Below are 24,547 nucleotides of genomic sequence, written 5' to 3'. Positions count from 1 at the left end.
TTCACGCCAGTTCACGCTTTGTTCGCAATACCGTCATCGAAATTTCATATAAAGACCTATTAATAGTGGCCAGTTAATGACGAACCTGGACACTCTTATGAACAGCTCTCTTGCCGCGGTGGCCGAAACTGATTTCCAGCCGTTCACCGATCTCGCTGCCGGCCGGCAGCGGAAGGTCTTAAGCGTGCGTAATCTGAGTAAAGCTTATCAAGCCCAGCACAAGGTGCTGGACGGCATCAGCTTTGATCTGCACGCCGGGGAAATGGTCGGGGTCATTGGCCGCTCCGGCGCCGGTAAATCGACGCTCCTGCATGTCCTCAACGGCACCCACAGCGCCAGCGGCGGAGAAATTCTTAGCTACCCGGAAGTCGGTACCCCGCACGATGTCTCACAGCTGAAAGGCCGCGCGCTCAATGCCTGGCGTAGCCACTGCGGAATGATTTTTCAGGACTTCTGCCTGGTGCCGCGCCTCGACGTGCTCACCAACGTCCTGCTGGGCCGCCTCAGCCAGACTTCAACCCTGAAATCGCTGTTTAAAATCTTTCCCGCAGCCGACCGGGCGCGCGCCATTGCGCTGCTTGAGTGGATGAACATGCTGCCGCACGCGCTGCAGCGGGCGGAGAACCTCTCCGGCGGGCAGATGCAGCGGGTGGCGATCTGCCGGGCGCTGATGCAAAACCCCGGGATCCTGCTGGCCGACGAGCCTGTCGCCTCGCTGGATCCGAAAAACACTCAGCGCATCATGGATGTGCTGCGCGAGATTAGCGAGCAGGGTATCAGCGTGATGGTAAACCTGCATTCGGTGGAGCTGGTCAGGGCCTACTGCACCCGGGTTATCGGCGTCGCCAGCGGCCAGCTTATTTTTGACGATCACCCCTCCCGGCTGACGCAGGATGTGCTGCAGCGGCTGTACGGCGATGAAGTTAGCCAATTGCATTAATTTCACTCACACGGGCAACATAATGAAAAAATATATGACTGGCGCAGTTCGTTTATCCGCAATGGTCGCGGGCATGATGATGGCATGGCAGGCAGCGGCGGCGCAGCCGAAAGAGCTCAATCTGGGCATTCTCGGCGGCCAGAACGCCACCCAGCAAATCGGCGATAACCAGTGCGTGAAGGCCTTCCTCGATAAAGAGCTGAACGTGGATACCAAACTGCGCAACTCTTCCGACTATTCCGGGGTGATCCAGGGCCTGCTGGGGGGCAAAGTCGACGTGGTGCTGAGCATGTCCCCCTCCTCCTACGCCTCGGTTTATCTCAATAATCCGAAAGCGGTGGATATCGTCGGCATCGCCGTGGACGACAAAGATCAGTCTCGCGGCTATCACTCAGTGGTGATCGTCAAAGCCGACTCCCCCTACAAAACGCTGGACGATTTAAAAGGCAAAGCCTTCGGCTTCGCCGATCCGGATTCCACTTCCGGGTATCTGATCCCTAACCATGCGTTTAAAGAAAAATTTGGCGGTAACGCCGACAACAAATACAACAACACCTTCTCCAGCGTCACCTTCTCCGGCGGCCATGAGCAGGACATCCTCGGCGTGCTGAATGGCCAGTTCGCGGGCGCGGTCACGTGGGCCTCGATGGTTGGCGATTACAACACCGGCTACACTACCGGCGCGTTCAACCGCCTGATTCGCATGGATCATCCGGATCTGATGAAGCAGATCCGCATTATCTGGCAATCGCCGCTGATCCCGAACGGCCCGATCCTGGTGAGCAATGCGCTGCCGGCGGACTTTAAAGCGAAGGTCGTGGCGGCAGTGAAAAAGCTGGACACCGAGGATCACGCCTGCTTTATCAAAGCGATGGGCGGTACTCAGCACATCGGCCCGGGCAGCGTGGCTGACTTCCAGCAGATTATTGATATGAAACGCGAGCTGGTGAGCGCGCGTTAATCCTGCCTCAACGCCGCCTGCTTGCCCCAGGGTAAGCGGCGGCGCTACGTTGAAGATCCCCGACGCATGAAGACAACCCACACCGAATTTGAACGCTATTACCAGCAGGTACGCTCGCGGCAAAAGCGCGATGCCGTCTGCTGGTCGCTGCTGCTGCTGGCGCTCTATTTTGCCGCCGGCAGCGCCGCGGAATTTAATCTGCTGACTATCTGGCACTCGCTGCCCCACTTCTTTGACTATATGGCAGAGACCATTCCGCCCCTGAGCGCTGGCAACCTGTTCGCCGATGTGCAGACCAAAGGGTCGCTGGCCTGGTGGGGCTATCGCCTGCCGATCCAGCTGCCGCTGATCTGGGAAACCCTGCAGCTGGCGCTGGCCTCGACCCTGGTGGCGGTCGCCATCGCCACGGTTTTCGCGTTTCTTGCCGCCAATAACGCCTGGTCCCCGGCGCCGGTGCGCTTTGCCATTCGCGTGCTGGTGGCGTTTTTGCGCACCATGCCCGAGCTGGCGTGGGCGGTGATCTTTGTGATGGCGTTCGGCATCGGCGCGATCCCGGGCTTTCTGGCGCTGATGCTGCATACCGTCGGCAGCCTGACCAAACTGTTCTACGAGGCGGTGGAAAGCGCGCAAAACAAACCGGTACGCGGCCTGGCGGCCTGCGGCGCGTCCCCGCTGCAGAAAATTCGCTTCGCCCTGTGGCCGCAAGTGAAACCGCTGTTTCTCTCCTACGGCTTTATGCGGCTTGAAATCAACTTCCGCTCGTCGACCATTCTCGGGCTGGTGGGCGCGGGCGGCATCGGTCAGGAGCTGATGACCAACATCAAGCTCGACCGCTACGATCAGGTGAGCATCACCCTGCTGCTGATCATTCTGGTGGTGTCGGCGCTGGACATGCTGTCCGGTCGTCTGCGCCTGTGGGTACTGGAGGGAAAAAAATGAGCGTCTGGCACATGCAACCGGATATCGCCGCCAGCCGGCGGCAGCATAAGCAGCTCTATCAGGTCCAGGGGCGCTACCTGCGCTACGTCGGGCTGGTGGCGCTGGCCTGCCTGCTCTATTACGTCTGGTTTTTTCTGCAGTTTGGTATCAGCGGCAAGCAGCTGACCACCGGCCTGCAGCAGATTGGCCGCTACCTGGCGCGGATGTTCGTCTGGCACGACTTCTGGAACTGGCCGTTCGGCTATTACTTTACGCAAATCGGCGTCACCCTGGCCATCGTCTTCGCCGGGACGCTGACCGCCACGGTGCTGGCGCTGCTGCTCTCCTTCTTCGCCGCCCGCAACATCATGCGCGGCGTGGTGCTGGGGACCCTCGCTCTGCTGATGCGCCGCCTGTTTGATGTGCTGCGCGGGATCGACATGGCTATCTGGGGGCTGATTTTCGTGCGTGCGGTCGGCCTCGGGCCGCTGGCAGGGGTGCTGGCGATCATCATGCAGGACACCGGCCTGCTGGGACGGCTGTACGCGGAAGGACACGAAGCCGTGGACCGATCTCCCGGGCGCGGGCTGACCGCCGTGGGCGCGAATGGCCTGCAAAAGCATCGCTTTGGCATTTTTACCCAGTCGTTCCCGACCTTCCTCGCGCTTAGCCTGTATCAGATTGAATCCAACACCCGCTCCGCGGCGGTGCTGGGCTTCGTCGGCGCCGGCGGTATCGGGCTTATCTATGCCGAGAATATGCGTCTGTGGAACTGGGATGTGGTGATGTTTATCACCCTGCTGCTGGTGGCGGTGGTAATGATCATGGACACCCTTTCCGCCTGGCTGCGCCGTCGTTATATCGGCGGCGCCGCGGTGCCACTGTATCAGGGCGGACGCTAGCGCACATTTGCGCCGGATGGCGGCTTCGCCTTATCCGGCCTACTCGTCCGGCTCTGACTGTCTCCAGGCCCGGCAAGCAACGGCGCCGCCGGGCGATGGCATCAGGCACGGAGCTGCGTTTATACCGGGTGGCGGCTGCGCCTTACCCGGCCTACTTGTCCGGCTCCGACTGTCTGTTGGCCCGGCAAGCAACGGCGCCTCCGGGCGATGGCATCAGGCACGGAGCTGCGTTTATACCGGGTGGCGGCTGCGCCTTACCCGGCCTACTCGTCCGGCTCTGACTGTCTGTAGGCCCGGCAAGCAACGGCGCCGCCGGGCGATGGCATCAGGCACGGAGCTGCGTTTATGCCGGGTGGCGGCTACGCCTTACCCGGCCTACTCGTCCGGCTCCGACTGTCTGTTGGCCCGGCAAGCAACGGCGCCGCCGGGCGATGGCATCAGGCACGGAGCTGCGTTTATGCCGGGTGGCGGCTGCGCCTTACCCGGCCTACTCGTCCGGCTCCGACTGTCTGTAGGCCCGGCAAGCAACGGCGCCGCCAGGCGATGGCATCAGGCACGGAGCTGCTTTTATGCCGGGTGGCGGCTGCGCCTTACCCGGCCTACAACCCCAAATCACCACTGGCGCTGGGGCTGCTGAAACTGCCGGTGCTGGCGGCCTCAACATCGCTGAGACGTTCCCGGAAGGCCGGGGCAGCCCGCATGGATGCGGGCTGAGGGCCGTGTTTTGCATGGACGCTGCCTCGGCCCGACCCGAAGCCTGCAGGGATAAGTCGAAGGGACCGCGCAGCGGCGATGTTGCTGGCCGGAGCCCGGGGGTACAGGGGGCGGCGGCGACTGGCCGCCCCCTGTGCGCTCCAGGCGCCATAAGTGACATAGCGCAGAAGACATATCGGGAGCGCAATCTGCCCGGAAATAGCCCTGGATGGTAGCCCTGCTAAGCGCAGCGCGGGCAGGGACATTTCCGGTTGCGCCGTTATTTTGCCGGGTGGCGGCTGGCGCCTTACCCGGCCTACCGGGGCCTCTCACAGGCTCACACCTCGTAGGCCCGGTAAGCGCAGCACCACCGGGCGATGCCATCAGGCACGGAGCCGCTTTATTGCCGGGTGGCGGCTGGCGCCTTACCCGGCCTACAGGGCTTATCCGGACTGGGACGACTGAACCCACAGGCCTGTAGAAAAATTTATCCGCTCCGCTATTCCAGCCGCCAGCTCAGCACCGGCCAGCCGTATCCGGCACCGGCCGCCTGCAGCTGCGGACAGGGATTGACCAGCCGCACGCGATCCGCATGCAGGCACAGCGGCAGATCGTTAATGGAATCGGTATAGAACGTCACCTCGCCGTCATACTGCGGATGCGCCTCGCGCCACTGCGCCAGACGCGCCACCTTCCCCTGCTGATAGCTGGGGATCCCGGTGATTTCACCGCTGTAGCCGCCGTCGACCATCGCCACGTCAATACCCAGCGCCTGATCGATCTCCAGCGCGGCGGCCACCGCCTGCACCAGCAGGCTAACCGAGGCGGAGATAATCAGCATCTGCTCTCCCTCGGCCCGCAGACGACGAATGAGCTCCCACGCCTGCGGATAGACCCGGGGCAGGATCGCCTCGCGCACGCAGCGGGCCACCAGCGCGTCAACGTCCGACTTCGGTATTCCGGCCAGCGGCGCCTGGATCAGGGCCACATAATCGGCGATATTCATCTCTCCCCGGTCATAATCCGCCATTAGCCGCGCCTCGCGGGCAAGATGCCCCTTCTGCGTCGCCAGCCCTTCGCGAACCATAAACTGGCTCCAGACCGTACTGCTATCGCCCTGTATCAGGGTGTTATCGAGATCAAAAATCGTCAGCGTGTTGCCCATGGTACTTTCCCTTACTGGTCAAAATAAGCTGCCGGGAGCATGCGTAAAAAAGATGACAGGAAAATGAACCGGACGCCGCAGCGCCCGGCTCGCCATCAGCCGGCGCGGACCTTCGCGGTGCGGAACACCAGCACGATCCCGCCGACGATCGCCATCATACCGATCATCGCCGCCGCCGGCAGCCGGTTGCCCAGCAGCAGATAATCCAGCAGCGCCGTGATCGCTGGCACCAGATAAAAGAGGCTGGTGACATTGACGATATTTCCCGCGCTCAGCAGACGGTACAGCAGTAGCTGGGCGACCACCGAAATCAGCAGCCCGAGAAACAGCACCGGAATAATCAACCCGGCGTTAACGGTAAACCGGAAGCCGCTGACCGGAGCAATCAGCAGGCACAGCCCCAGACTAACGGCATACTGCAGCGGCAGGACATCCGCCGGCGCCTGACGGCTGCGCTTTTGCCACAGCGCGCCAAAGGTCATCAGCAGCAGCGCCGCCAGCGCAAACAGGATCCCCGCCGTCGCCATCGGCGAGGCCGCCAGGCTGCGCCACACCAGCAGCACCAGCCCCGCCAGGGCAAGCAGCAGCCCTGACAGCCGCCGCCCATGCAGGCGGCGCTCCACCACGCAAAGCGTAAGGATGGGCTGGATCCCCATGATGGTGGCGATAAGTCCCGGCGTCACGCCGTTGGCCATCGCCTCGAAGTAACAGACCGAATAGCCGCCAATCAGCATCAGACCGGTGGCCGCTGTTTGCAGGCGGGTGCCCGGCGCGGGCAGCCAGCGCCGACGGACGATAGCCAGCGGCGCCAGCGCGACCAGGGCAACCAGAAAACGAAAGACCAGCAGCGCCATCGGCGAGGCGTTATCCAGTCCACAGCGGGTGAAGATGGCCGCGCTGCCCCACAGCAGCACAAAAAGGGCCGTTGTCGCCTGCGAGGCGAGCAGAGAATAGCGAACGTGCATAGCATGCTCCAGAACGTCAAACACAAGGTATCAAGCGTCATACCGGCAGGTAAGCGCCTGCTAAAGACGGCGTTAAGCGCCGAAAACTACCCGGTCTGGAGGGGGAGGCGGTGGGCAGAGCGTGGCGAAGCGATGATGAGGCGCAGACGTCATCCACCCCGCGTCGAAAGCGGCGCCGGGCAAAGTCTCGCTAGAGATGGCGTAATGCGTCATGGAATGCCTCGTGAAATGTTCCTGTCAGCATCCTGGCACAGACCGTTGCGAAGTGACAACTGCCCTTTATGGCTGATCCATCCCGAGGTTGTTTATTTTTAATCGTAAATAAACGTAAAGGCGGCCTCGGCTTATTCAGCCGTGGTTTTTAATCGGCTATAAAACAAAGCAGTCTGCTTGCTACTTCGAAAATAACGATATGAAGCCAAAACTGACGCATGCTCTCTTTTTAATTCCTTTTTTGTTGTTGGCAGGATGCTCCTCCTCACCGAAACAGGCAAAGAACACAAAATCTCATGCGGATATGACCATTGACGGCGGATCGGACGATCTGATCCCGGTGGTAGCGGCCCTGCATGATCAGATGCACACCTGGCAGGGAACCCCCTATGAATGGGGCGGTACTGAACAAAGCGGCGTCGACTGCTCGGGTTTCGTCTGGCGCACGCTGAAGGATCGCTTTAACCTGCCGATGGAGCGGATCACCACCCGCGAACTGCTGCACATGGGCGTGCGGGTCAATAAGCGGGATTTACGTCCCGGCGATCTGGTGTTCTTCCGCACCCGGGCCGGGATGCACGTTGGCTTTTACGATACCGATCATAATTTCCTTCACGCCTCGAGCAGCCAGGGCGTGATGCGCTCTTCGCTGGACAACCCTTACTGGGAATCGGCGTTCTATCAGGCGCGTCGTCTGCCGAAGGAGTATAACGCGCAGATCACCATGAACAGCGACACCCTGCATCTGGCGAAGAATCGCCGCTAAAAAAAAGCCGCAGCCAGGGCTGCGGCGGGTGGTTCTGCGGTTAATCAGAACTGGTAGGTCATACCCAGCGCGACGATGTCGTCATCGTTGATGCCGAGTTTGTTATCGCTTTTCAGCTGGTTGATTTTGTAATCCACGAAGGCGTTCATGTTTTTGTTGAAGTAGTAGGTCAGGCCCACGTCGATGTAGTTAACCAGATCCTCACTTCCCACCCCTTCGATATCCTTCCCTTTCGACAGCACATAGCCGAGGGACGGACGCAGACCGAAGTCGAACTGATACTGCGCCACCGCTTCAAAGTTCTGCGCTTTGTTGGCAAAGCCGCCGCTGATCGGGGTCATCTTGCGGGTTTCAGAGTACATGGTCGCCAGGTAGATATTGTTGGCGTCATATTTCAGGCCGGTCGCCCAGGCTTCCGCTTTCGAACCCTGGCCGCGGGCCAGCAGGTTCTGATCGTTGGTACGGTCGGAGCTGGTGTAGGCCGCGCTGACGGCGAAGTCGCTGCCGCCGAAATCATAGCTTAACGAGGTGCCGACGCCGTCGCCGTTCTGTTTCTTCGCTTCACGGCCTTCGTTTTTACCCTGGTACTGCAGGGTCAGATCCAGGCCATCCACCAGACCGAAGAAGTCGGTGTTGCGGTAGGTCGCCAGGCCGCTGGCGCGCTTGGTCATAAAGTTATCGGTCTGGGCAGAGGAATCGCCGCCGAATTCCGGGAACATATCGGTCCAGGCTTCCACGTCGTACAGGGCGCCAAGGTTACGACCGTAATCGAAGGAGCCGTAGTTCTTCAGCTTCACGCCGGCGAACGCCAGACGGGTTTTCTGGCTGGAGTCGCTCTCGGTTTTGTTACCGGAGAATTCAGATTCCCAACGGCCATAGCCGGTCAGGTCGTCGTTAATCTGCGTTTCGCCTTTAATACCGAAACGCACGTAGGTCTGATCGCCATCCTTGCTGTCATAGTCGCTGAAATAGTGCATGGCTTTGATCTTGCCGTACACATCCAGCTTGTTCGCGTTCTTATTATAAACTTCCGCTGCCTGCGTCGCTGTTGAAGCCACAAAGCCCATCATCATTAATGCCAGAGTACTCTTTTTCATTATTCAGTCCTGGTGATTTATTTATACGCGCTATTCAATTGCGGGCGCTCGCCCATCAAAAACTGGAGGTTTTTTAACGCCGGGATATTAAATATTTATGACAAGATGGAACTTTTTATAAAAAGAGTATTTAAATGTATCTGACATATTTTTGTCACATTCCCTCTCCAGAATGCCCGATCCCGCGCAATAAAATGGCGCGCCCGCCGCCCCGGGTGTTGGCAAGCGGGCCGACTCCTGCTACAACATCAGCTCGATATCGATATTCCTTTTGAACGGCAGAGAATCATGAGTGAAAGCCAGACGCTGGTGGTAAAACTGGGCACCAGTGTTTTAACAGGCGGGTCCCGTCGCCTGAACCGCGCCCATATCGTCGAGCTTGTGCGCCAGTGCGCACAGTTGCACGCCATGGGACACCGTATTGTCATCGTGACCTCCGGGGCCATTGCCGCCGGGCGCGAGCACCTTGGTTACCCGGAACTGCCCGCCACCATCGCCTCCAAGCAGCTGCTGGCGGCGGTGGGACAAAGCCGTCTGATCCAGCTGTGGGAACAGCTGTTTTCTATCTATGGCATTCACGTTGGCCAGATGCTGCTGACCCGCGCCGACATGGAAGACAGAGAACGGTTCCTCAACGCCCGCGACACTCTGCGCGCGCTGCTGGATAACAGCATCGTCCCGGTCATTAACGAAAACGACGCCGTCGCCACCGCGGAAATCAAAGTGGGCGATAACGACAATCTCTCCGCGCTGGCCGCGATCCTCGCCGGGGCGGATAAGCTGCTGCTGTTAACCGACCAGCCAGGCCTGTTCACCGCCGACCCGCGCAGCAACCCGCAGGCGGAGCTGATTAAAGACGTTTACGGCATCGACGACGCGCTGCGCGCCATCGCCGGCGATAGCGTCTCCGGACTCGGCACCGGCGGCATGGGCACCAAGCTGCAGGCCGCGGACGTCGCCTGCCGGGCGGGGATTGATACCATCATCGCCGCCGGGAACCGTCCGGACGTTATCGGCCATGCCATGGCAGGCCTGCCGGTAGGTACCTGCTTCCACGCCCAGGAGTCTCCGCTGGAGAACCGTAAGCGCTGGATCTTCGGCGCGCCGCCGGCGGGGGAAATCACCGTCGATGCGGGCGCGACCCAGGCGATCCTCGAAAGAGGCAGCTCGCTATTGCCAAAAGGGATCAAAATCGTCAGCGGCAACTTCTCCCGCGGCGAAGTGATCCGCATCCGCAATAGCGAAGGACGCGACATCGCTCACGGCGTCAGCCGCTACAACAGCGATGCGCTGCGCCTTATCGCCGGCCAGCACTCGCAGCAAATCGATGCCATTCTGGGCTATGAATACGGCCCGGTGGCCGTCCACCGCGATGATATGATCATCCGTTAAGGAGCTGAAAATGCTGGAACAAATGGGCATTGCCGCCAAAGCGGCCTCCTGGCAGCTGGCGTTACTCTCCAGCCGGGAAAAGAATCAGGTACTGGAAAAGATCGCCGATTATCTGGAAGCGCAGACCGACGATATTCTGCGCGCCAACGCGGAAGATTTAGCCGAAGCTCGCGCCAATGGCCTGAGTGAAGCGATGCTCGATCGCCTCGCGCTGACCCCGGCGCGTCTGAGCGGCATCGCCAGCGATGTGCGCCAGGTGTGCAATCTGGCCGATCCGGTCGGCCAGGTGATCGACGGCGGGCTGCTGGACAGCGGTCTGCGTATTGAACGTCGCCGCGTCCCGCTGGGGGTGATTGGCGTGATTTATGAAGCGCGTCCTAACGTGACGGTCGACGTCGCCTCCCTGTGTCTGAAAACCGGCAACGCGGCGATCCTGCGCGGCGGGAAAGAGACCTGGCGCACCAACGCCGCCACGGTGAAGGTGATCCAGCAGGCGCTGCAGGAGTGCGGCCTGCCGGCCGCCGCGGTACAGGCTATCGAGAGCCCGGATCGCGCGCTGGTGGGCGAAATGCTGAAGATGGATAAATACATCGATATGCTGATCCCTCGCGGCGGCGCGGGCCTGCACAAGCTATGCCGTGAGCAGTCAACGATCCCGGTGATCACCGGCGGGATTGGCGTGTGCCATATTTTCGTTGATGAAACCGCCGAGATCGCCCCCGCGCTGAAGATCATCGTCAACGCCAAGACCCAGCGGCCGAGCACCTGCAATACCGTGGAAACGCTGCTGGTGCACCGCAACATCGCCGATACCTTCCTGCCGGCGTTGAGCAAGCAGATGGCCGAGAGCGGCGTCACCCTGCACGCCGCCCCTTCCGCCCTCCCCGCGCTGCAAAACGGCCCAGCGAAGGTCGAGCCGGTGAAAGCGGAGCAGTATGACGACGAGTATCTGTCGCTGGATCTGAACGTCAAAGTGGTGGCTGATATGGACGAGGCTATCGCCCATATCCGCGAACATGGCACCCAGCACTCCGACGCCATCCTGACCCGCACCCTGCGTAACGCCAACCGCTTTATCAATGAAGTGGACTCTTCCGCGGTATATGTGAACGCCTCCACGCGCTTCACCGACGGCGGCCAGTTCGGCCTCGGCGCGGAAGTGGCGGTCAGCACCCAGAAGCTGCACGCCCGCGGCCCGATGGGGCTGGAAGCGTTAACCACCTATAAGTGGATTGGTTTCGGCGACGATACCATTCGTGCGTAAATGAGAACGGGCGATGCAAAAATAGGCAGTTGATTCCACTGGCTATTGACGCATCGCCCGCTAAGTTCTAACCTTTTGCCTCGTGATTCACCCTCGTGAACACCTCTTGCAGGGCCGATATAGCTCAGTTGGTAGAGCAGCGCATTCGTAATGCGAAGGTCGTAGGTTCGACTCCTATTATCGGCACCATTTCAAACTCTTCCCAAGTCTACCGAAATCAACTTAAAGCCCGTATACTGCGGTTTCTGGCCCGTATTTTATCTCCTGTTATCAACGGGACTCAACCGGAATCAAGTTACAGTTGGGGGCATAAGTGGGGGCATTCTGTGTTCGGTCCAGGGAGATGCCCCCAATGAAGTTAAATGCGCGGCAGGTAGATGCTGCTAAACCCAAAGAGAAAGCCTACAAGCTGGCAGATGGTGCTGGTTTGTATCTTGAGGTTGTTCCCTCTGGTTCACGATACTGGCGGATGAAATATCGCTTCAATGGAAAAGAGAAGCGTATGGCTTTTGGAGTCTATCCAGCAGTGTCCCTTGCACAAGCGAGGGCACTGCGCGATGAAGCCAAGAAAAAACTGGCCGAGGGTATCGATCCATCGTTTGCCAAGAAAGAAGAAAAGCTGGTTCGGGATGTGCGGCTCCATAATACATTTCAGGCTGTGGCGCTTGAATGGCACGGAACGAAGGTGAGCCGATGGTCAGAGGGTTATGCCTCCGACATTATCGAAGCTTTCAATAAAGATATTTTTCCCTATATCGGCCAGCAGCCGGTGAATGAAATCAAACCACTGGTTCTGCTGAATGTGCTGCGTAGAATGGAAAGCCGTGGTGCGACAGAGAAGGCTAAGAAGGTTCGTCAGCGCTGCAGTGAAGTCTTTCGTTACGCCATCGTTACTGGACGCGCGGAATACAATCCTGCTGCAGATCTAACCAGTGCGATGTCAGGGCATGAATCGAAGCATTATCCCTTCCTTACCGTTGAGGAGTTACCAGACTTCTTTAAAGCTCTCTCTGGCTATACAGGCAGCCCGTTAATTGTTCTTGCCGCACGTTTGCTGATCCTTACGGGAGTTCGTACCGGCGAGCTTCGAGGTGCTTTCTGGAGTGAGTTTGATCTTGAAAAAGCGGTGTGGGAAATTCCCGCGGAGCGTATGAAGATGAAACGCCCTCACCTTGTCCTCCTCTCTACCCAAGCGCTGGAGATCGTACAGCAGCTCAAAGTGATGTCTGGGCAATATCCTCTTGTGTTTCCAGGGAGGAATGATCCCCGCAAAACGATGAGCGAAGCGAGTATTAATCAGGTGTTTAAGCGGATTGGGTATACGGGGAAGGTAACGGGGCATGGTTTCCGTCACACCATGAGCACAATCTTACATGAGGAAGGATTTAATACTGCGTGGATTGAGACCCAACTTGCGCACGTGGACAAGAACGCGATTCGTGGGACGTATAACCATGCGCAGTATATGGAGGGACGGAGAGAGATGATGCAGTGGTATAGTGATTATTTAAAACTGTTATAAATAATATGTCATTACTGATGATTTTTTTTGAAATTTTTATTTAACAAAAGAAAGTTTTTTAACATTTATATAACCCCATCTCTGTTTAATTAGTGATGGGGTTTCATGATTATGATTTTTTGTACTTACGGAGTAATTCAGCTTTTCTTGTCTCGATTTGTCGCATTATTAAGTCTTGTATTTCATTCAACCTCTCTTGAGAGGCCCCTTTCATTTTTATGTTTACAACAGTAATGCATAATTCTGGATTATGAGAGTTTTTACGTCCGTAATCGCTAAATTCATATGAGACTTTACAATCGCCCTCATATTTACCATGTGCAATTGTATAACTAGCTAATACTTTAGTTACTTTAACGTATGGGTGAATATGTTTCCATTTTATTGATATGATTTTATCAAGATCCCCTTTAACCCGATATTGCTCAATATCTTTTTCAAGGAAATTAGTTACTAATTTAGGTTGTGTAGAGTAATCTGCATCTTTATCTGGATTGAAATGAACATCATCAATTTTTTTATAGTAAAATTCATACCCAATGTGCTGTTTAGCAAGTTCGCTTAAAAATGATACACGATATTCATTTTCAAAATCGTCAAAGAGTACTTTCCCACCATGAGGGGAATCTTTGATGATTTGATCTTTAAGGAGTTTACTTTCAACTAACGACACAATTCGTTCAGATATTTCTTTTGTTTCTGGTGATGTATGATTCAATTTAACATTCATTAATAGTTGAGCACGTTCGCCATCATAATCTTTCTTAATTTCTACAGAACCTCTGAAAAATTTCTCGGTGATATACCAATCATCTAATATATCTTTACGACATAACTCGAACTCCATTATTATAGAATTATTTGATTTACCATCTAATGATGTAAAATCGTTAAAATCAGAAATTTCAATGTTAGTATATTCGTTATTTATTAAATCATCAACATCGATACATCCACTAAGTTCTTCTAAAAGTTCAGCGTCATTATCAATCTCAAAATTACGAAAATTAACTTTATCTAATTTTTCTTTTGTTTTGATGCTTTGGAGTAATTCATAGGATTCTTCAGGGCTCAAAAAAGAAGTTATTAGATTGGGTACTGTTATAGTCTTTTCTGAAGAAGAGCAGAATACCCCTCTCTCCCGCAATATATTATTAATTATTGTGGCTGTGCAGTTCATTTGTCCAACTAGATTTTTTAATTCGTCACCAGATGGAATGAAGTCAATTTTATTTCTCATTTTTGATATTCCTGAAGTTAGAATTATAAGATGAGATTTGTACATCTATGCTCTCTATGATGTCATCATCTTCATTTATTTGTGACATTTTAACTTCATCTATTATAGGATCGTCGGTGAGCGCGTTATATTGCCTGAAGTATATTTCATAGTGACTTGAAAAGTCAGAGCATAATTTTCTGGCTAAATTGAAAACAAGAATGAGGGACTCTTTACTAAAATCGAAATCGCAAAGCAAAATAAATCTTCGACCATTTTCAGATGCAACAGATATAGGGATTATTGGTGATGTGATATATTCTACTGGCATGATTTTTGTGTGTGTTTTTGAAGATGCTATATTTAATGTTGTATTATTGCAAAAAAAATCACAATCTTTATATTTTTTCTAATGAAGTTTAATGACTCAAATAAAAATTTAGCTCTTGCGTTATCAATGACATGAATTGTATTAAATTTTAATGTACTCTCTATTCTGGTATTTGCTATGGTACCTTTAATGTTATCTTTTTCTTCATTCTCATCATTGTTTAAATAAAACAATACACCAATATCCTCTTTTCGAGAACTGCCTTTAAAGTTTTTGGTAATGTTTCTTTTTAGTTGTGATTTATTGTAACATTCAATTGTGTTTGCAATATCTTTAAAATGATCTCTAAAGGTTGATTTGACACTAGTGTAAGATGATGCAGAGTATTTAGCAGAAACAACAACACTAACTAATGTCTGTTTTTGAAGTAGAGAATCATATACGTATAAAGCATCGACACCATGTGTTATTTTTTCATGTGTTGAAACACAGCAATCTACTTTTTTATTATTGCACATGTTTCGCCAACCAAATAGAGTTAGAAAATCATTGACAATATCTTCGCCTACTTCACCAACGTATTTTGAAAATTCACCCATAATCGTCATCACAAAGTTTGAAATAACAATATATTACAGTAATTATTCAATGAGCGCTATGCACAATTTTCGTGATCTATATCACAATTGTTGTTTTTTATTCTATGTGATGAGGCACTTACTGACTTGAGCGGCTTATGCGTTAACCTTTTTAAGACTTGGAAAATCACAACAAGTGTATCGAAAATAGAGATTTAAAGATTAACGTTGATGGAATTTTTGATTTTTTATTAATTCAATTAATTTTTCTTCTTAAATGGTTATGTTGAAGTTATATTCTCAATTTTTTATTGGTAACGAGAAAGTACCTAAGTAAATGTAATAAAATTCGTAGTGTCTACGTGAATTTATAAAGGTAAAGATTTTGATCTATCTTTAGTAAGGATCAATTTATTGATTTTCCGAAACATCATGGTGACCTTGGCCCAAATCAGTGCAGTGCTAAATCAGAGATCTTCGTCTTTCCGGATACTTAGGATGAATTCAGCCGGAGTCATGTCATTTAATGATGAATGCGTTCTCTCATGATTATATTCCCTGCGCCAGTTGTCGAGTTTGTCCTGTGCATCTTCCAGCGAGAGAAACCAGTGATGTTCAGGCATTCATCCCGCAGACTGCCGTTAAATGATTCAATAAATGGGTTATCCGTTGGTTTTCTGGGGCGGGAGAAGTCAATTGTGACCCCGTGCACATACGACCATTTATCCAGACTTTTCGAGATAAACTCGCTGCCGTTATCTGTCTGAATACGTACCGGCAGGCGCTTGCCCAGCACCCGCAACCTTTCCATCACACCGACCACATCCTCACCTTTCAGCGACTTTCCGGCATGGATCGCCAGACACTCCCGACTAAAATTATCCACTACAGTCAGCGCCCGGAAACGTCGTCCGTTAAACAGGTTATCCGACACGAAAGCCATACTCCAGCACTGATCGACACCGGTCAGGACCGGACGTTGCTGACAATGTGCTGCACTGACATGCCTGCGGGGGCGCTTTTTGCGCAGGTTGAGGCCTTCCAGACAGTAAATCCGGTATGTTTTCTTGTGGTTAACAGGCCAGCCTTCCCGCCGCAGCTGAATATGAATACGCGGGCAACCGTAGCGGATCCGGGTTTCCGCTATTTCCCGGATACACAGGGTTATCGCCCGATCATCCCGCCAGCTCTGCCAGTGGTAAACGGTTCTGCTCTGCATCAGCAGTCCGCATCCCCGTCGGACACTGTACGGTAAGCCTCCCGCAGAAAATGCACCGCCTGACGCTTCTGAGCCGGCCTCAGAACTTTTGTTTCAGTACCTCCTGCAGCATCTCCTTGTTCAGACTCAGGTCAGCCACCAGTTTCTTCAGCCGCTGATTTTCATCCTCCAGTTGCCGCAGACGCCGCAGTTCGGTCACGCCCAGACCGGCGAATTTCTTCTTCCAGTTATAAAAAGTGGCCTCAGAAATGCCCATCTTTCGGCAGACTTCCCCGACGCGGGTGCCGGTTTCGGCCTGTTTCAGCGCAAATGCTATCTGTTCTTCGGTATAGCGGGTCTTTTCATGGCGATGTGCCTCTCCGTGAGATGGAAGAAAGACCGGAGGCTTCAGTTTAGCCTGGCACTGTTTTCAGGGAGGAGATCAATTGGCAAATGGGCTTACACTAAGCTTCTGAACTTAGTTAACTTTCAATTTTCAATGCTAATGATGAATTATATTCAATGGAGCTTCTGAAATATCTAAACGTTATTGCATATATACTCATGTATAGTTAAATCCATCTCAACATTATTCCCTCATGCGCATCAAAAATAAACCATCTGTATGTTCACATGACGCATGTCGTCATAGGTTTAGACAGTTTGCTCTGATTTCGATGCCCAGAACAACAGGAGATGTTTGCCTAATGCTGTCTCAGACAAAAAGTATGGATCAAGAAAAAACAGTACCAAGCTCTGGTTTGTTACTGGCAATGCTAGCACTGGGCAGTGGAGGATTATGTATAGGAACTGGTGAATTTGCACCCATGAGTCTTTTACCCGATCTGGCAGCAGGAACCTCTGTATCTGTACCCGCAGCAGGTGCGTACATAAGCTCCTATGCAGCTGGTGTCGTGATTGGAGCACCTGCACTTGCTGTCCTTGCTGCCAGGTGGCCTCGTAAAGTGCTTTTGATGACATTACTGGTGATTGCTGTCATAGGGTATGCGTTAAGTGCCCTGTCATGGAACTATTCATCCCTTATGGTTGCTCGTTTTATTTCTGGTCTCCCACATGGGGCATGGTATGGCGTTGCAGCATTGGTCGCTGCATCAATGGTCCCGGAAAACCAAAAAGCGAGGTATATCGGCTATGTCATGCTTGGATTAGGTATAGCTAATGTTGCCGGAGTTCCCCTGGTGACTTGGGCTGGGCAAGAACTGGGATGGCGCATGTCCTTTACATTCGTTTGTCTTGGTATTGTTCTGACTGGATTAATGGTCTCACTATTTGTTCCTGGGATTGCGCCAGATAAAAATGCCACCCCTCTTAAGGAACTCAGTGCATTACGAAGTCCCCAGGTACTGATGGCCTTTGGTGTTGCGTCAGTGGGATTCGCCGGGATGTTTGCCGTTTATAGCTTTATAACGCCAGCATTGACTCAAGTTAGCGGTTTCTCTCTTAATCACGTTCCCTGGATACTTGTGCTTTGGGGGATGGGGATGGTTACCGGGAATATTGTGGGAGGAAGATTAGCTGATAAAGCACTGATTCCTGCAATTTATGGAATGATCGTTTGGAATATAATATTTTTAGGACTATTTGCGTTACTTGCACAGTGGAAAGGTTCAGTTTTATTTACCATATTCATGCTCGGAAATGGCTTTGCCCTGGTACCTGCGCTTCAGGCGCATATGATGAATATCGCCGGAGATGCGCAAACCCTGGCCTCATCATTGACGCATAGTGCGTTCAATATTTCAAATGCGCTTGGGGCATCTTTTGGAGGGCTTGCTATTGCCTATGGTGGCTCATGGGTGTCAACTGGTTGGGTTGGAGTTTGCTTTTCTTTTATCGGTTTAATTTTAATGTATTTATCAGTACGAATGACGAGAAAAACAACATAATAATTATTGTTGTAGTTTTTTGTTAACATTACAGTGTGAATCTATATTGATGCTTAACTTCGTTCTATTTTTAAGTAGACTGGGAATCGTTAATGACGTTAAACGGGGCGTTGAATAAAAATCAACAAACTATTTAATGCTTATCCTATCGATGTGAAAATAGTATTTGATTCGTACTTGTGTTTATTTTTTTTGACGTTCGTCACATTCAACAGGCAGTGAAAACCGTAAAGTTGCTGTCAAAGACAATCAGACTAGATGGGTGTTACGACACATAATCGTCGGCATGACCAGGTTTGTTTTTCACGTATACGTGCAAAAACGATCTGGTCTTTTTTATGTCTGCATTATACAGATTCTATATGCGAGGTGATAAATGCAGGTAGCCAAAATACTTAATAATAATCAGGTAATTTGCCTGGATGATAATGGAAAAGAATGTATCGCTGTTGGCAAAGGTCTTGGCTTCGGTGTATCTGTTGGCGATAATATCGTGACGGATAAGATTGAAAAATGCTTTTCTATTATTGATGAAGAGACTCAGACTAAATTTAGAAGATTAGTTACTGAGATACCGTTAGAGCATATCTCGCTTGCCGACGAAATCATTAGCTATGTTAAATGCTCACTTGGTAAGTCGGTTAGCGACAACATCTATGTATCATTAACTGACCATCTCAGTTTTGCTATTGAACGCTGTAAGAAAGGGCACATTCTGAGTAATCCACTACTATGGGAGACTAAGCGATTTTATTATCATGAGTATAAACTTGGTATGATTGCGCTCGATATGGTTTTTCATAAGACGGGGATTCGATTACCTGAGGACGAGGCGGCATTTATTGCACTCCACATAGTCAATGCTGAAGCTGGGGGGACGTTCGACGAAACTGTTAAGGTTACTCACTTGATACAGGATGTTCTGAACATAATAAAATATCATTTTAATATTATTTTTGATGATCAGGGACTTGATTATAATCGTTTTCTTACACATCTTAGATTTTTCATGCAGCGTCTTAAAGAAAATAAGACCTATGCCAGTAAAGATAGTGCTTTTTATCAAGTTCTACGTAGTGAATATCCGAATGAATATCATTGCGCAGAAAAAATAAAGAGCTATATCTTTAATGGTTATCAGCATGAAATGACTGAAGAAGAAACAATGTATCTTGTTGTGCATATTAATAGACTTATTAAATCTGATAGCTAAGCAATAAACTTATTTTATCCTGTCCGGATCCTGAATAGATCTGAACTTACCCTATCTTATTACAAGGGAGTTGGCATATGAATTATAATGAAATAGCCGAGAAAATTATTCATGAGGTTGGTGGTGCCAAAAATATTGATAACGTATATAACTGCATGACCCGTCTGCGGTTTGAACTTAAAAATGAAAGTCTGGCTAATGATGAAAAAATAAAATCAATATCAGGTGTGACAGGGATTGTCCGTCAGGGGGGGCAGTATCAATTAATCATTAGTAAAGAGGTTGTCAATTTTTTTAACGCCATTCAAAAAATTATTGGGCCTGTTTCAGAACATTCGTCAGGCGTAAAAAAAGAGCAAAAAGGAAATATTGTTAAACGAGTCATTACTGGTGCTATAGAAATTATTGCTTCGTCAATGACACCAGTAATCCCCGCACTTATTGGCGCGGGGATTATCCAGATGATTGTTATCATCATGAGTTTCTTCCTCGGGCAAGACAACTCAACATTACGCTTTCTATCAATTATTAGTCATTCTGCTTTTTACTTCATGCCTATTTTTATTGCTTATGCAATAGCCAGAAGATTTAATGCCAACCCGGTACTCGCAGCCGTTGTGACGGCAGTACTGTTAAACCCTCAGTTTATTGAGGTGATGAACGAAGCCAAAACGACTGACGTGACGTTCCTGGGTATTCCTGTGATGTCAGCGCAGTACGCTTCAACCATCATACCCGCTATCCTGATTGCCTGGATCGTTGCCTGTACCGGAAAAATTGTTGATCGCTTTACTCCCTCGATGACAAAAACATTTCTGAACCCAGCGCTTATTATCCTGATTTCTGCCCCTATTGCCTTTACCATAATTGGACCTGTAGGAACTTTTTTAGCGACCAGCTTAGCCTCAGGCGTAGAACTTATGCAGTCGCACTTGAACCTTCTGACGATGGTGTTGCTCGCTGCATTCATGCCTTTTATCGTGATGACTGGCCTGCACTGGGCATTTACACCCATTGTTCTTGGCTCTCTTGCATCAGGCCAGGGTGACGGACTTATCCTGCCAATCATGCTGGTTATAAATATGGCTCAGGGTGCTGCGAGTATTGCTGTAGGGATCAAAAGCCGTAATTCTAAACTTAAACAGACATCTCTGGCGGCAGGTTTTACCTGTATATTTTCAGGTCTTACCGAACCGTGCATGTATGGGGTCAATTTGCCGTTGAAAAAACCGATGATTGCGGCATGCATTGCATCAGGTATCACTGGCTTGTTCATTTGTCTGGTAAAGTTAAAATCCTTTGCATTCGGTATTTCCTCTCTGGTTGCATTACCTATGTTTATCAATCCGGAAAACCACAGCAATATTATCTTCGCTTGTTCAGCCGCTCTTATGGTGATTTTCTTGACCATGGCTTTAACCTTCATCCTTGGCTTTGACGACCCTGCTGATGAAAAAAACATTGAGCTAAGTGACTTGAAAGGAAAAAACAATGAAAATTCGCAAAGCATCGTTTCAACTTTCAAGACAATCGATGGACAGATTTTAAATTCACCAGTAACGGGTAAGATAGTACCGCTGTCTAAGGTAAATGATTTAACGTTTTCTACAGAAGCCTTGGGTAAAGGTGTTGGTATCATTGCTGATGAAGGCCGCGTATATGCCCCTTTCAATGGCACTGTACTGTCAATATTCCCGACGAAACATGCTATAGGTCTGGCTTCTGAAACTGGCATTGAATTACTGATTCATATTGGTATTGATACCGTAAAACTTAACGGCAACGGATTTACCTCATTTGTAAATAATGGCGATACGGTAAAAGAAGGTGACCTGTTGATCGAGTTCGATATTGAGATGATTCAGTCACTTGGCTATGACATAACAACGATTGTGGTTATTGCAAACTCAGAGAATTATCAGAAAGTAGACACTTATTCAGAGCAAATTGCTCATGTAAGACAACCTCTTTTATCACTGGCTTAATGGGAGAATATGTAATGGTTTTTAATAGTGATTTTCTTTGGGGCGGTGCGATTTCAGCCAACCAGTGTGAAGGTGCATACAATGTTGATGGTAAAGGGCTGAGTATTCAAGATCTCATGCCCAAGGGTATTATGGGGCCAATGACAGAAACACCAACCCCAGATAATTTAAAGCTTGAAGGGATCGATTTCTATCATCGCTATAAGGATGATATTAAACTTCTGGCTGAAATGGGATTCAAGGTTTTTCGTATTTCAATTGCCTGGTCACGTATTTATCCCAATGGCGACGATGAGATCGCGAATGAGCAAGGGTTAGCGTTTTACGACAGTGTATTTGATGAATGCTTGAAATATGGGATCCAGCCTTTAGTCACAATTTCTCATTATGAAACACCTTATAATTTGGCGAAAAAATATAATGGTTGGGCATCTAGAAACTTGGTCGAATTGTATTTAACATACGCAACCACGTTATTTAATCGCTATAAAGATAAAGTTAAATATTGGTTGACATTTAACGAGATCAACTCTGTTCTTCATCATCCACTGATGAGCGGCGGAATTATGACTCCCATGTCTGAACTGAGTAAGCAAGATCTCTATCAGGCAGTACATCACGAACTGATCGCCAGTGCACTGGCTACCAAGGCAGGTAAGGCTATTATTCCAGATGCTCAATTTGGCTGCATGATTCTCAGCATGCCTGTGTATCCGCTTTCCCCTAAACCTGAAGATGTGATTGCAGTGATGGAAGCGGAACATATGAATGATTTCTTTGGCGATGTCCATGTAAGAGGAAAATACCCAAACTACATGAAACGCTACTTCCGTGAAAATGATATAAATATCAAATTCATGCCTGGTGACGAAGAGGCATTACTGAATACCGTTGATTTTGTTTCATTTAGCTATTATGTCAGCGTCTGTGAGACAGCCGATAAATCTATCTCTGCTGGAGAGGGGAATTTGCTTGGTGGTGTACCCAATCCTTATCTGAAAGCTAGTGAATGGGGATGGCAGATTGATCCGCGAGGGTTGCGTATCGTTTTGAATCATTTTTATGATCGTTACCAGAAACCATTATTTGTTGTTGAGAATGGTCTTGGGGCCGTAGACCGGTTAGTACAGACTAAGGATGGCAGTTTTACTGTTGACGATGACTATCGCATTAGTTACATGAATGACCATCTTGTTCAGATTGGTGAAGCTATCAAAGATGGTGTGCCAGTTATGGGTTACACCTGCTGGGGCTGTATTGATCTGGTAAGTGCAGCAACAGCGCAACTGAGTAAACGTTATGGCCTGATTTATGTTGATCGTAACAACGATGGCTCAGGTTCATTTGCACGTTATAAAAAGAAATCTTTCTACTGGTATAAAGACGTCATTAGCACTAACGGTGCCTCATTGAACGATGAAAATATTACTACAAAGATAACATATTGAGTGAGGAGCTAAAGATGAAAATAGGCATTCTGGGTACTGGTATGATCGTAAAAGATCTGCTTACCGTTATTGACCAATTGTGCTTTGATTATATTTCTGTGCTGGGAACAGAGCAAACAAGAAACGAAACGTTAGAATTAAAAGACCGTTATGGGCTTGATGAAGTCTTTTTTGATTATGACGCCATGCTTGCAAGTAATGTAGATGTCATCTATGTTGCCCTACCTAATCATCTTCATTTCTCATTTGCTCAGAAAGCTTTGAATGCTGGGAAGCATGTTATTATTGAGAAACCGATAGTCTTGTCTATAGCAGAATTACTGGCATTAAAAAATATTGCTGAAGCGCAGAAATGTTTCATTCTTGAGGCAATGAATATTCATTATCTCTATCCAGTACAGTTAATCAGAAAAAACCTGAAACAACTCGGCGAGCTAAAATTAGTTTCTCTTAATTACAGCCAATATTCATCGAGATATAACGACTTCAGGCAGGGTATAATTCACCCCGCGTTTGACCCTTCACGAGGTGGCGGCGCGATGCTGGATATTAATGTTTACAACTTGCATCTGGTTGTGGGGATGTTCGGGCGTCCTGATTCTTATCATTATATGCCAAACATTATGAACAATGTTGATACCAGCGGCATACTCGTGTTGAATTATCCAACATTCAAAGCCGTATGTATTGGTGCCAAAGATTGCCAGGCACCTGCGGTATCGACGATTCAGGGCGACAAGGGATGTATTATTCTGGAATCACCAGTGAATACCCTGACAGGTTATAAAATCAGATTTAACGACGGATCGTTTGTTGAATCTGAACAGTGGAACGGGCACCGCCTTATTCCTGAATTTAAAGAATTTATTCGGATCATTGAATCCGATGATTTTCAAAAAGCCGCTAAAATGTTAGAAAATAGCATTATTGCAACTGAAATACTTGAGACAGTAAGTAAACAGGTTACAAAGGAGAATACGCATGTCCAGTAAACTCACCATTGGTTATATCGGTAATGGAAAAAGCACCAATCGCTATCACCTGCCTTTTTCACTTAAATTAAAAGATCTGATTAGCGTTAAGCGTATTTTCTCTCCTGTTGAAAATACTGGTTGGCCCAAAATAGACGGTATCAGCTATACTACAAATATCGATGATCTGCTGAACGATGATGAAATTCAGGCGGTAATTATAACAACGCCTCCTGAATTCCATTATGAGCTGGCGAAACAGGCTATCAATAAAGGTAAAAACTGTGTTGTCGAAAAGCCTTTTACTGAAACCTCTGAGCAGGCTGTCGAACTTTTCCGTCTTGCTAAAGAGAAAGGCGTAATGGTTCAGTGCTATCAGAACCGCCGTTTTGACAGCGATTTCTTGACGGTTCAGGAGGTCATTCGTAGCGGAAAATTGGGTGATTTAATCGAACTGGAAATGCATTATGATTATTTTCGCCCTGAAGTGCCTGAAGCATCCACCACGTTTAGTCGAGCTCATTCCTATCTTTACGGACATGCCTGTCATACGCTGGATCAGGTCATATCACTCTTCGGAAAACCTGACAATGTCCATTTTGATGTCAGACAGCTTCTTGGCCCCGGTCGAATGAATGATTATTTTGATATCGACTTGATGTACAAGAGGCTTAAGGAAGGTGCGAATAAGCAGGTCATTTCTTCCCAAGCTGACTCGCTGATTAAAATTTCGCGGATCTGGGCCGATTTTTTTCCCGCAAACACATCGAATCAGCCTATTTAGGCTATTTTTTTCCACCATTTCTGGCGTTATTTCCGGTTTTTACTGAGATCTCTCCCACTGACGTATCATTTGGTCCACCCGAAACAGGTTGGCCAGGGTGAATAACATCGCCAGT

At 49.8% G+C, this 24,547-nt stretch carries 21 protein-coding genes, 1 tRNA gene and 1 pseudogene; 16 read left to right on the top strand and 7 right to left on the bottom strand.

Annotation, left to right across the window (positions count from 1 at the left end; all coding sequences use genetic code 11):
* The first annotated feature begins 97 nt into the window (after nt 1-97).
* The 5 genes from phnC to HMPREF1024_RS31125 all read left to right on the top strand — a co-directional run bounded on the left by phnC (nt 98) and on the right by HMPREF1024_RS31125 (nt 4,435).
* Nucleotides 98-940: a phosphonate ABC transporter ATP-binding protein gene (phnC, locus tag HMPREF1024_RS20295; protein WP_004177295.1), complete on the top strand. Its 843-nt coding sequence runs from the start codon at nt 98-100 to the stop codon at nt 938-940.
* 22 nt (nt 941-962) lie between these two features.
* Nucleotides 963-1,901: a phosphonate ABC transporter substrate-binding protein gene (phnD, locus tag HMPREF1024_RS20300; RefSeq protein WP_002890002.1), complete on the top strand. Its 939-nt coding sequence runs from the start codon at nt 963-965 to the stop codon at nt 1,899-1,901.
* A 66-nt stretch (nt 1,902-1,967) separates the two neighbouring features.
* Nucleotides 1,968-2,840, top strand: coding sequence for a phosphonate ABC transporter, permease protein PhnE (gene phnE, locus HMPREF1024_RS20305; RefSeq protein ID WP_002890001.1), 873 nt, complete (start codon nt 1,968-1,970; stop codon nt 2,838-2,840).
* Nucleotides 2,837-3,721, top strand: a complete 885-nt coding sequence (phnE, locus tag HMPREF1024_RS20310; protein WP_009307881.1) for a phosphonate ABC transporter, permease protein PhnE — start codon at nt 2,837-2,839, stop codon at nt 3,719-3,721. Before phnE (HMPREF1024_RS20305) ends, phnE (HMPREF1024_RS20310) begins: the two co-directional genes overlap by 4 nt.
* A 543-nt stretch (nt 3,722-4,264) precedes the next feature.
* Entirely contained in the window at nt 4,265-4,435 is a 171-nt protein-coding gene (locus tag HMPREF1024_RS31125) for a LysR family transcriptional regulator (protein WP_094986545.1), read from the top strand.
* Between the two features lie 478 nt (nt 4,436-4,913).
* Here the strand turns inward: HMPREF1024_RS31125 and HMPREF1024_RS20315 are convergent, their stop codons facing one another.
* Nucleotides 4,914-5,579 carry an HAD family phosphatase gene (locus HMPREF1024_RS20315; RefSeq protein ID WP_009307879.1) on the bottom strand — a complete coding sequence of 222 codons (666 nt, stop codon included), beginning with the start codon at nt 5,577-5,579 and terminating at the stop codon, nt 4,914-4,916.
* A 95-nt stretch (nt 5,580-5,674) separates the two neighbouring features.
* Complete coding sequence (locus tag HMPREF1024_RS20320) at nt 5,675-6,544, bottom strand: DMT family transporter (RefSeq protein WP_009307878.1); 870 nt, start codon at nt 6,542-6,544, stop codon at nt 5,675-5,677.
* Between the two features lie 412 nt (nt 6,545-6,956).
* On the opposite strand from HMPREF1024_RS20320, the gene HMPREF1024_RS20325 reads away from it, so the two are divergent.
* Nucleotides 6,957-7,523: an NlpC/P60 family protein gene (locus HMPREF1024_RS20325; protein ID WP_004222859.1), complete on the top strand. Its 567-nt coding sequence runs from the start codon at nt 6,957-6,959 to the stop codon at nt 7,521-7,523.
* A gap of 44 nt (nt 7,524-7,567) precedes the next feature.
* On the opposite strand, the gene phoE is transcribed toward HMPREF1024_RS20325, so the two are convergent.
* Entirely contained in the window at nt 7,568-8,620 is a 1,053-nt protein-coding gene (gene phoE, locus HMPREF1024_RS20330) for a phosphoporin PhoE (protein ID WP_004144576.1), read from the bottom strand.
* Between the two features lie 288 nt (nt 8,621-8,908).
* On the opposite strand from phoE, the gene proB reads away from it, so the two are divergent.
* The 4 genes from proB to HMPREF1024_RS20350 all read left to right on the top strand — a co-directional run bounded on the left by proB (nt 8,909) and on the right by HMPREF1024_RS20350 (nt 12,798).
* Entirely contained in the window at nt 8,909-10,012 is a 1,104-nt protein-coding gene (gene proB / locus HMPREF1024_RS20335) for a glutamate 5-kinase (protein ID WP_004144574.1), read from the top strand.
* Between the two features lie 10 nt (nt 10,013-10,022).
* Nucleotides 10,023-11,276: a glutamate-5-semialdehyde dehydrogenase gene (gene proA, locus HMPREF1024_RS20340; protein ID WP_004147253.1), complete on the top strand. Its 1,254-nt coding sequence runs from the start codon at nt 10,023-10,025 to the stop codon at nt 11,274-11,276.
* Nucleotides 11,277-11,389: 113 nt separating this feature from the next.
* A tRNA-Thr gene (locus tag HMPREF1024_RS20345) sits at nt 11,390-11,465 on the top strand.
* 163 nt (nt 11,466-11,628) lie between these two features.
* The gene (locus tag HMPREF1024_RS20350; protein ID WP_009307877.1) at nt 11,629-12,798 is read left to right on the top strand and encodes an integrase arm-type DNA-binding domain-containing protein; all 1,170 of its coding nucleotides are present in this window, start codon (nt 11,629-11,631) and stop codon (nt 12,796-12,798) included.
* Between the two features lie 109 nt (nt 12,799-12,907).
* Here the strand turns inward: HMPREF1024_RS20350 and HMPREF1024_RS20355 are convergent, their stop codons facing one another.
* The 3 genes and pseudogenes from HMPREF1024_RS20355 to HMPREF1024_RS20360 all read right to left on the bottom strand — a co-directional run bounded on the left by HMPREF1024_RS20355 (nt 12,908) and on the right by HMPREF1024_RS20360 (nt 16,536).
* A complete protein-coding gene (locus HMPREF1024_RS20355) occupies nt 12,908-14,038 on the bottom strand; it encodes a hypothetical protein (RefSeq protein ID WP_009307876.1) in 1,131 nt (376 codons plus the stop codon).
* 342 nt (nt 14,039-14,380) lie between these two features.
* Nucleotides 14,381-14,947, bottom strand: coding sequence for a hypothetical protein (locus HMPREF1024_RS31540; RefSeq protein WP_009307875.1), 567 nt, complete (start codon nt 14,945-14,947; stop codon nt 14,381-14,383).
* A gap of 446 nt (nt 14,948-15,393) precedes the next feature.
* Nucleotides 15,394-16,536: pseudogene (locus HMPREF1024_RS20360) on the bottom strand (IS3 family transposase).
* A 316-nt stretch (nt 16,537-16,852) separates the two neighbouring features.
* Between HMPREF1024_RS20360 and HMPREF1024_RS20365 the strand changes: the two are divergent.
* The 6 genes from HMPREF1024_RS20365 to HMPREF1024_RS20390 all read left to right on the top strand — a co-directional run bounded on the left by HMPREF1024_RS20365 (nt 16,853) and on the right by HMPREF1024_RS20390 (nt 24,432).
* Entirely contained in the window at nt 16,853-18,031 is a 1,179-nt protein-coding gene (locus HMPREF1024_RS20365) for an MFS transporter (RefSeq protein WP_223369819.1), read from the top strand.
* Between the two features lie 376 nt (nt 18,032-18,407).
* Nucleotides 18,408-19,244, top strand: coding sequence for a BglG family transcription antiterminator LicT (licT, locus tag HMPREF1024_RS20370; RefSeq protein ID WP_009307871.1), 837 nt, complete (start codon nt 18,408-18,410; stop codon nt 19,242-19,244).
* Between the two features lie 77 nt (nt 19,245-19,321).
* Nucleotides 19,322-21,229: a beta-glucoside-specific PTS transporter subunit IIABC gene (locus tag HMPREF1024_RS20375; protein WP_009307870.1), complete on the top strand. Its 1,908-nt coding sequence runs from the start codon at nt 19,322-19,324 to the stop codon at nt 21,227-21,229.
* Nucleotides 21,230-21,243: 14 nt separating this feature from the next.
* Nucleotides 21,244-22,677, top strand: a complete 1,434-nt coding sequence (locus HMPREF1024_RS20380; RefSeq protein ID WP_009307869.1) for a glycoside hydrolase family 1 protein — start codon at nt 21,244-21,246, stop codon at nt 22,675-22,677.
* Nucleotides 22,678-22,691: 14 nt separating this feature from the next.
* On the top strand, nt 22,692-23,669 hold the full coding sequence (locus tag HMPREF1024_RS20385; RefSeq protein WP_009307868.1) for a Gfo/Idh/MocA family protein: 978 nt from the start codon (nt 22,692-22,694) through the stop codon (nt 23,667-23,669).
* Nucleotides 23,659-24,432 (top strand): Gfo/Idh/MocA family oxidoreductase, encoded by a 774-nt coding sequence (locus HMPREF1024_RS20390; protein WP_009307867.1) that lies wholly within the window; start codon nt 23,659-23,661, stop codon nt 24,430-24,432. The genes HMPREF1024_RS20385 and HMPREF1024_RS20390 overlap by 11 nt, the downstream gene beginning before the upstream one ends.
* Nucleotides 24,433-24,471: 39 nt before the next feature.
* Here the strand turns inward: HMPREF1024_RS20390 and HMPREF1024_RS31690 are convergent.
* On the bottom strand, nt 24,472-24,547 hold a 76-nt coding region (locus tag HMPREF1024_RS31690), incomplete at its 5' end, for a hypothetical protein (protein WP_225622900.1).

The sequence above is a fragment of the Klebsiella sp. 4_1_44FAA genome (assembly GCF_000238715.1).
Taxonomy (GTDB): domain Bacteria; phylum Pseudomonadota; class Gammaproteobacteria; order Enterobacterales; family Enterobacteriaceae; genus Klebsiella; species Klebsiella pneumoniae.
The sequence above is the reverse complement of the archived record's forward strand: the minus strand, read 5'-3'. Positions and strand labels throughout refer to the sequence as shown.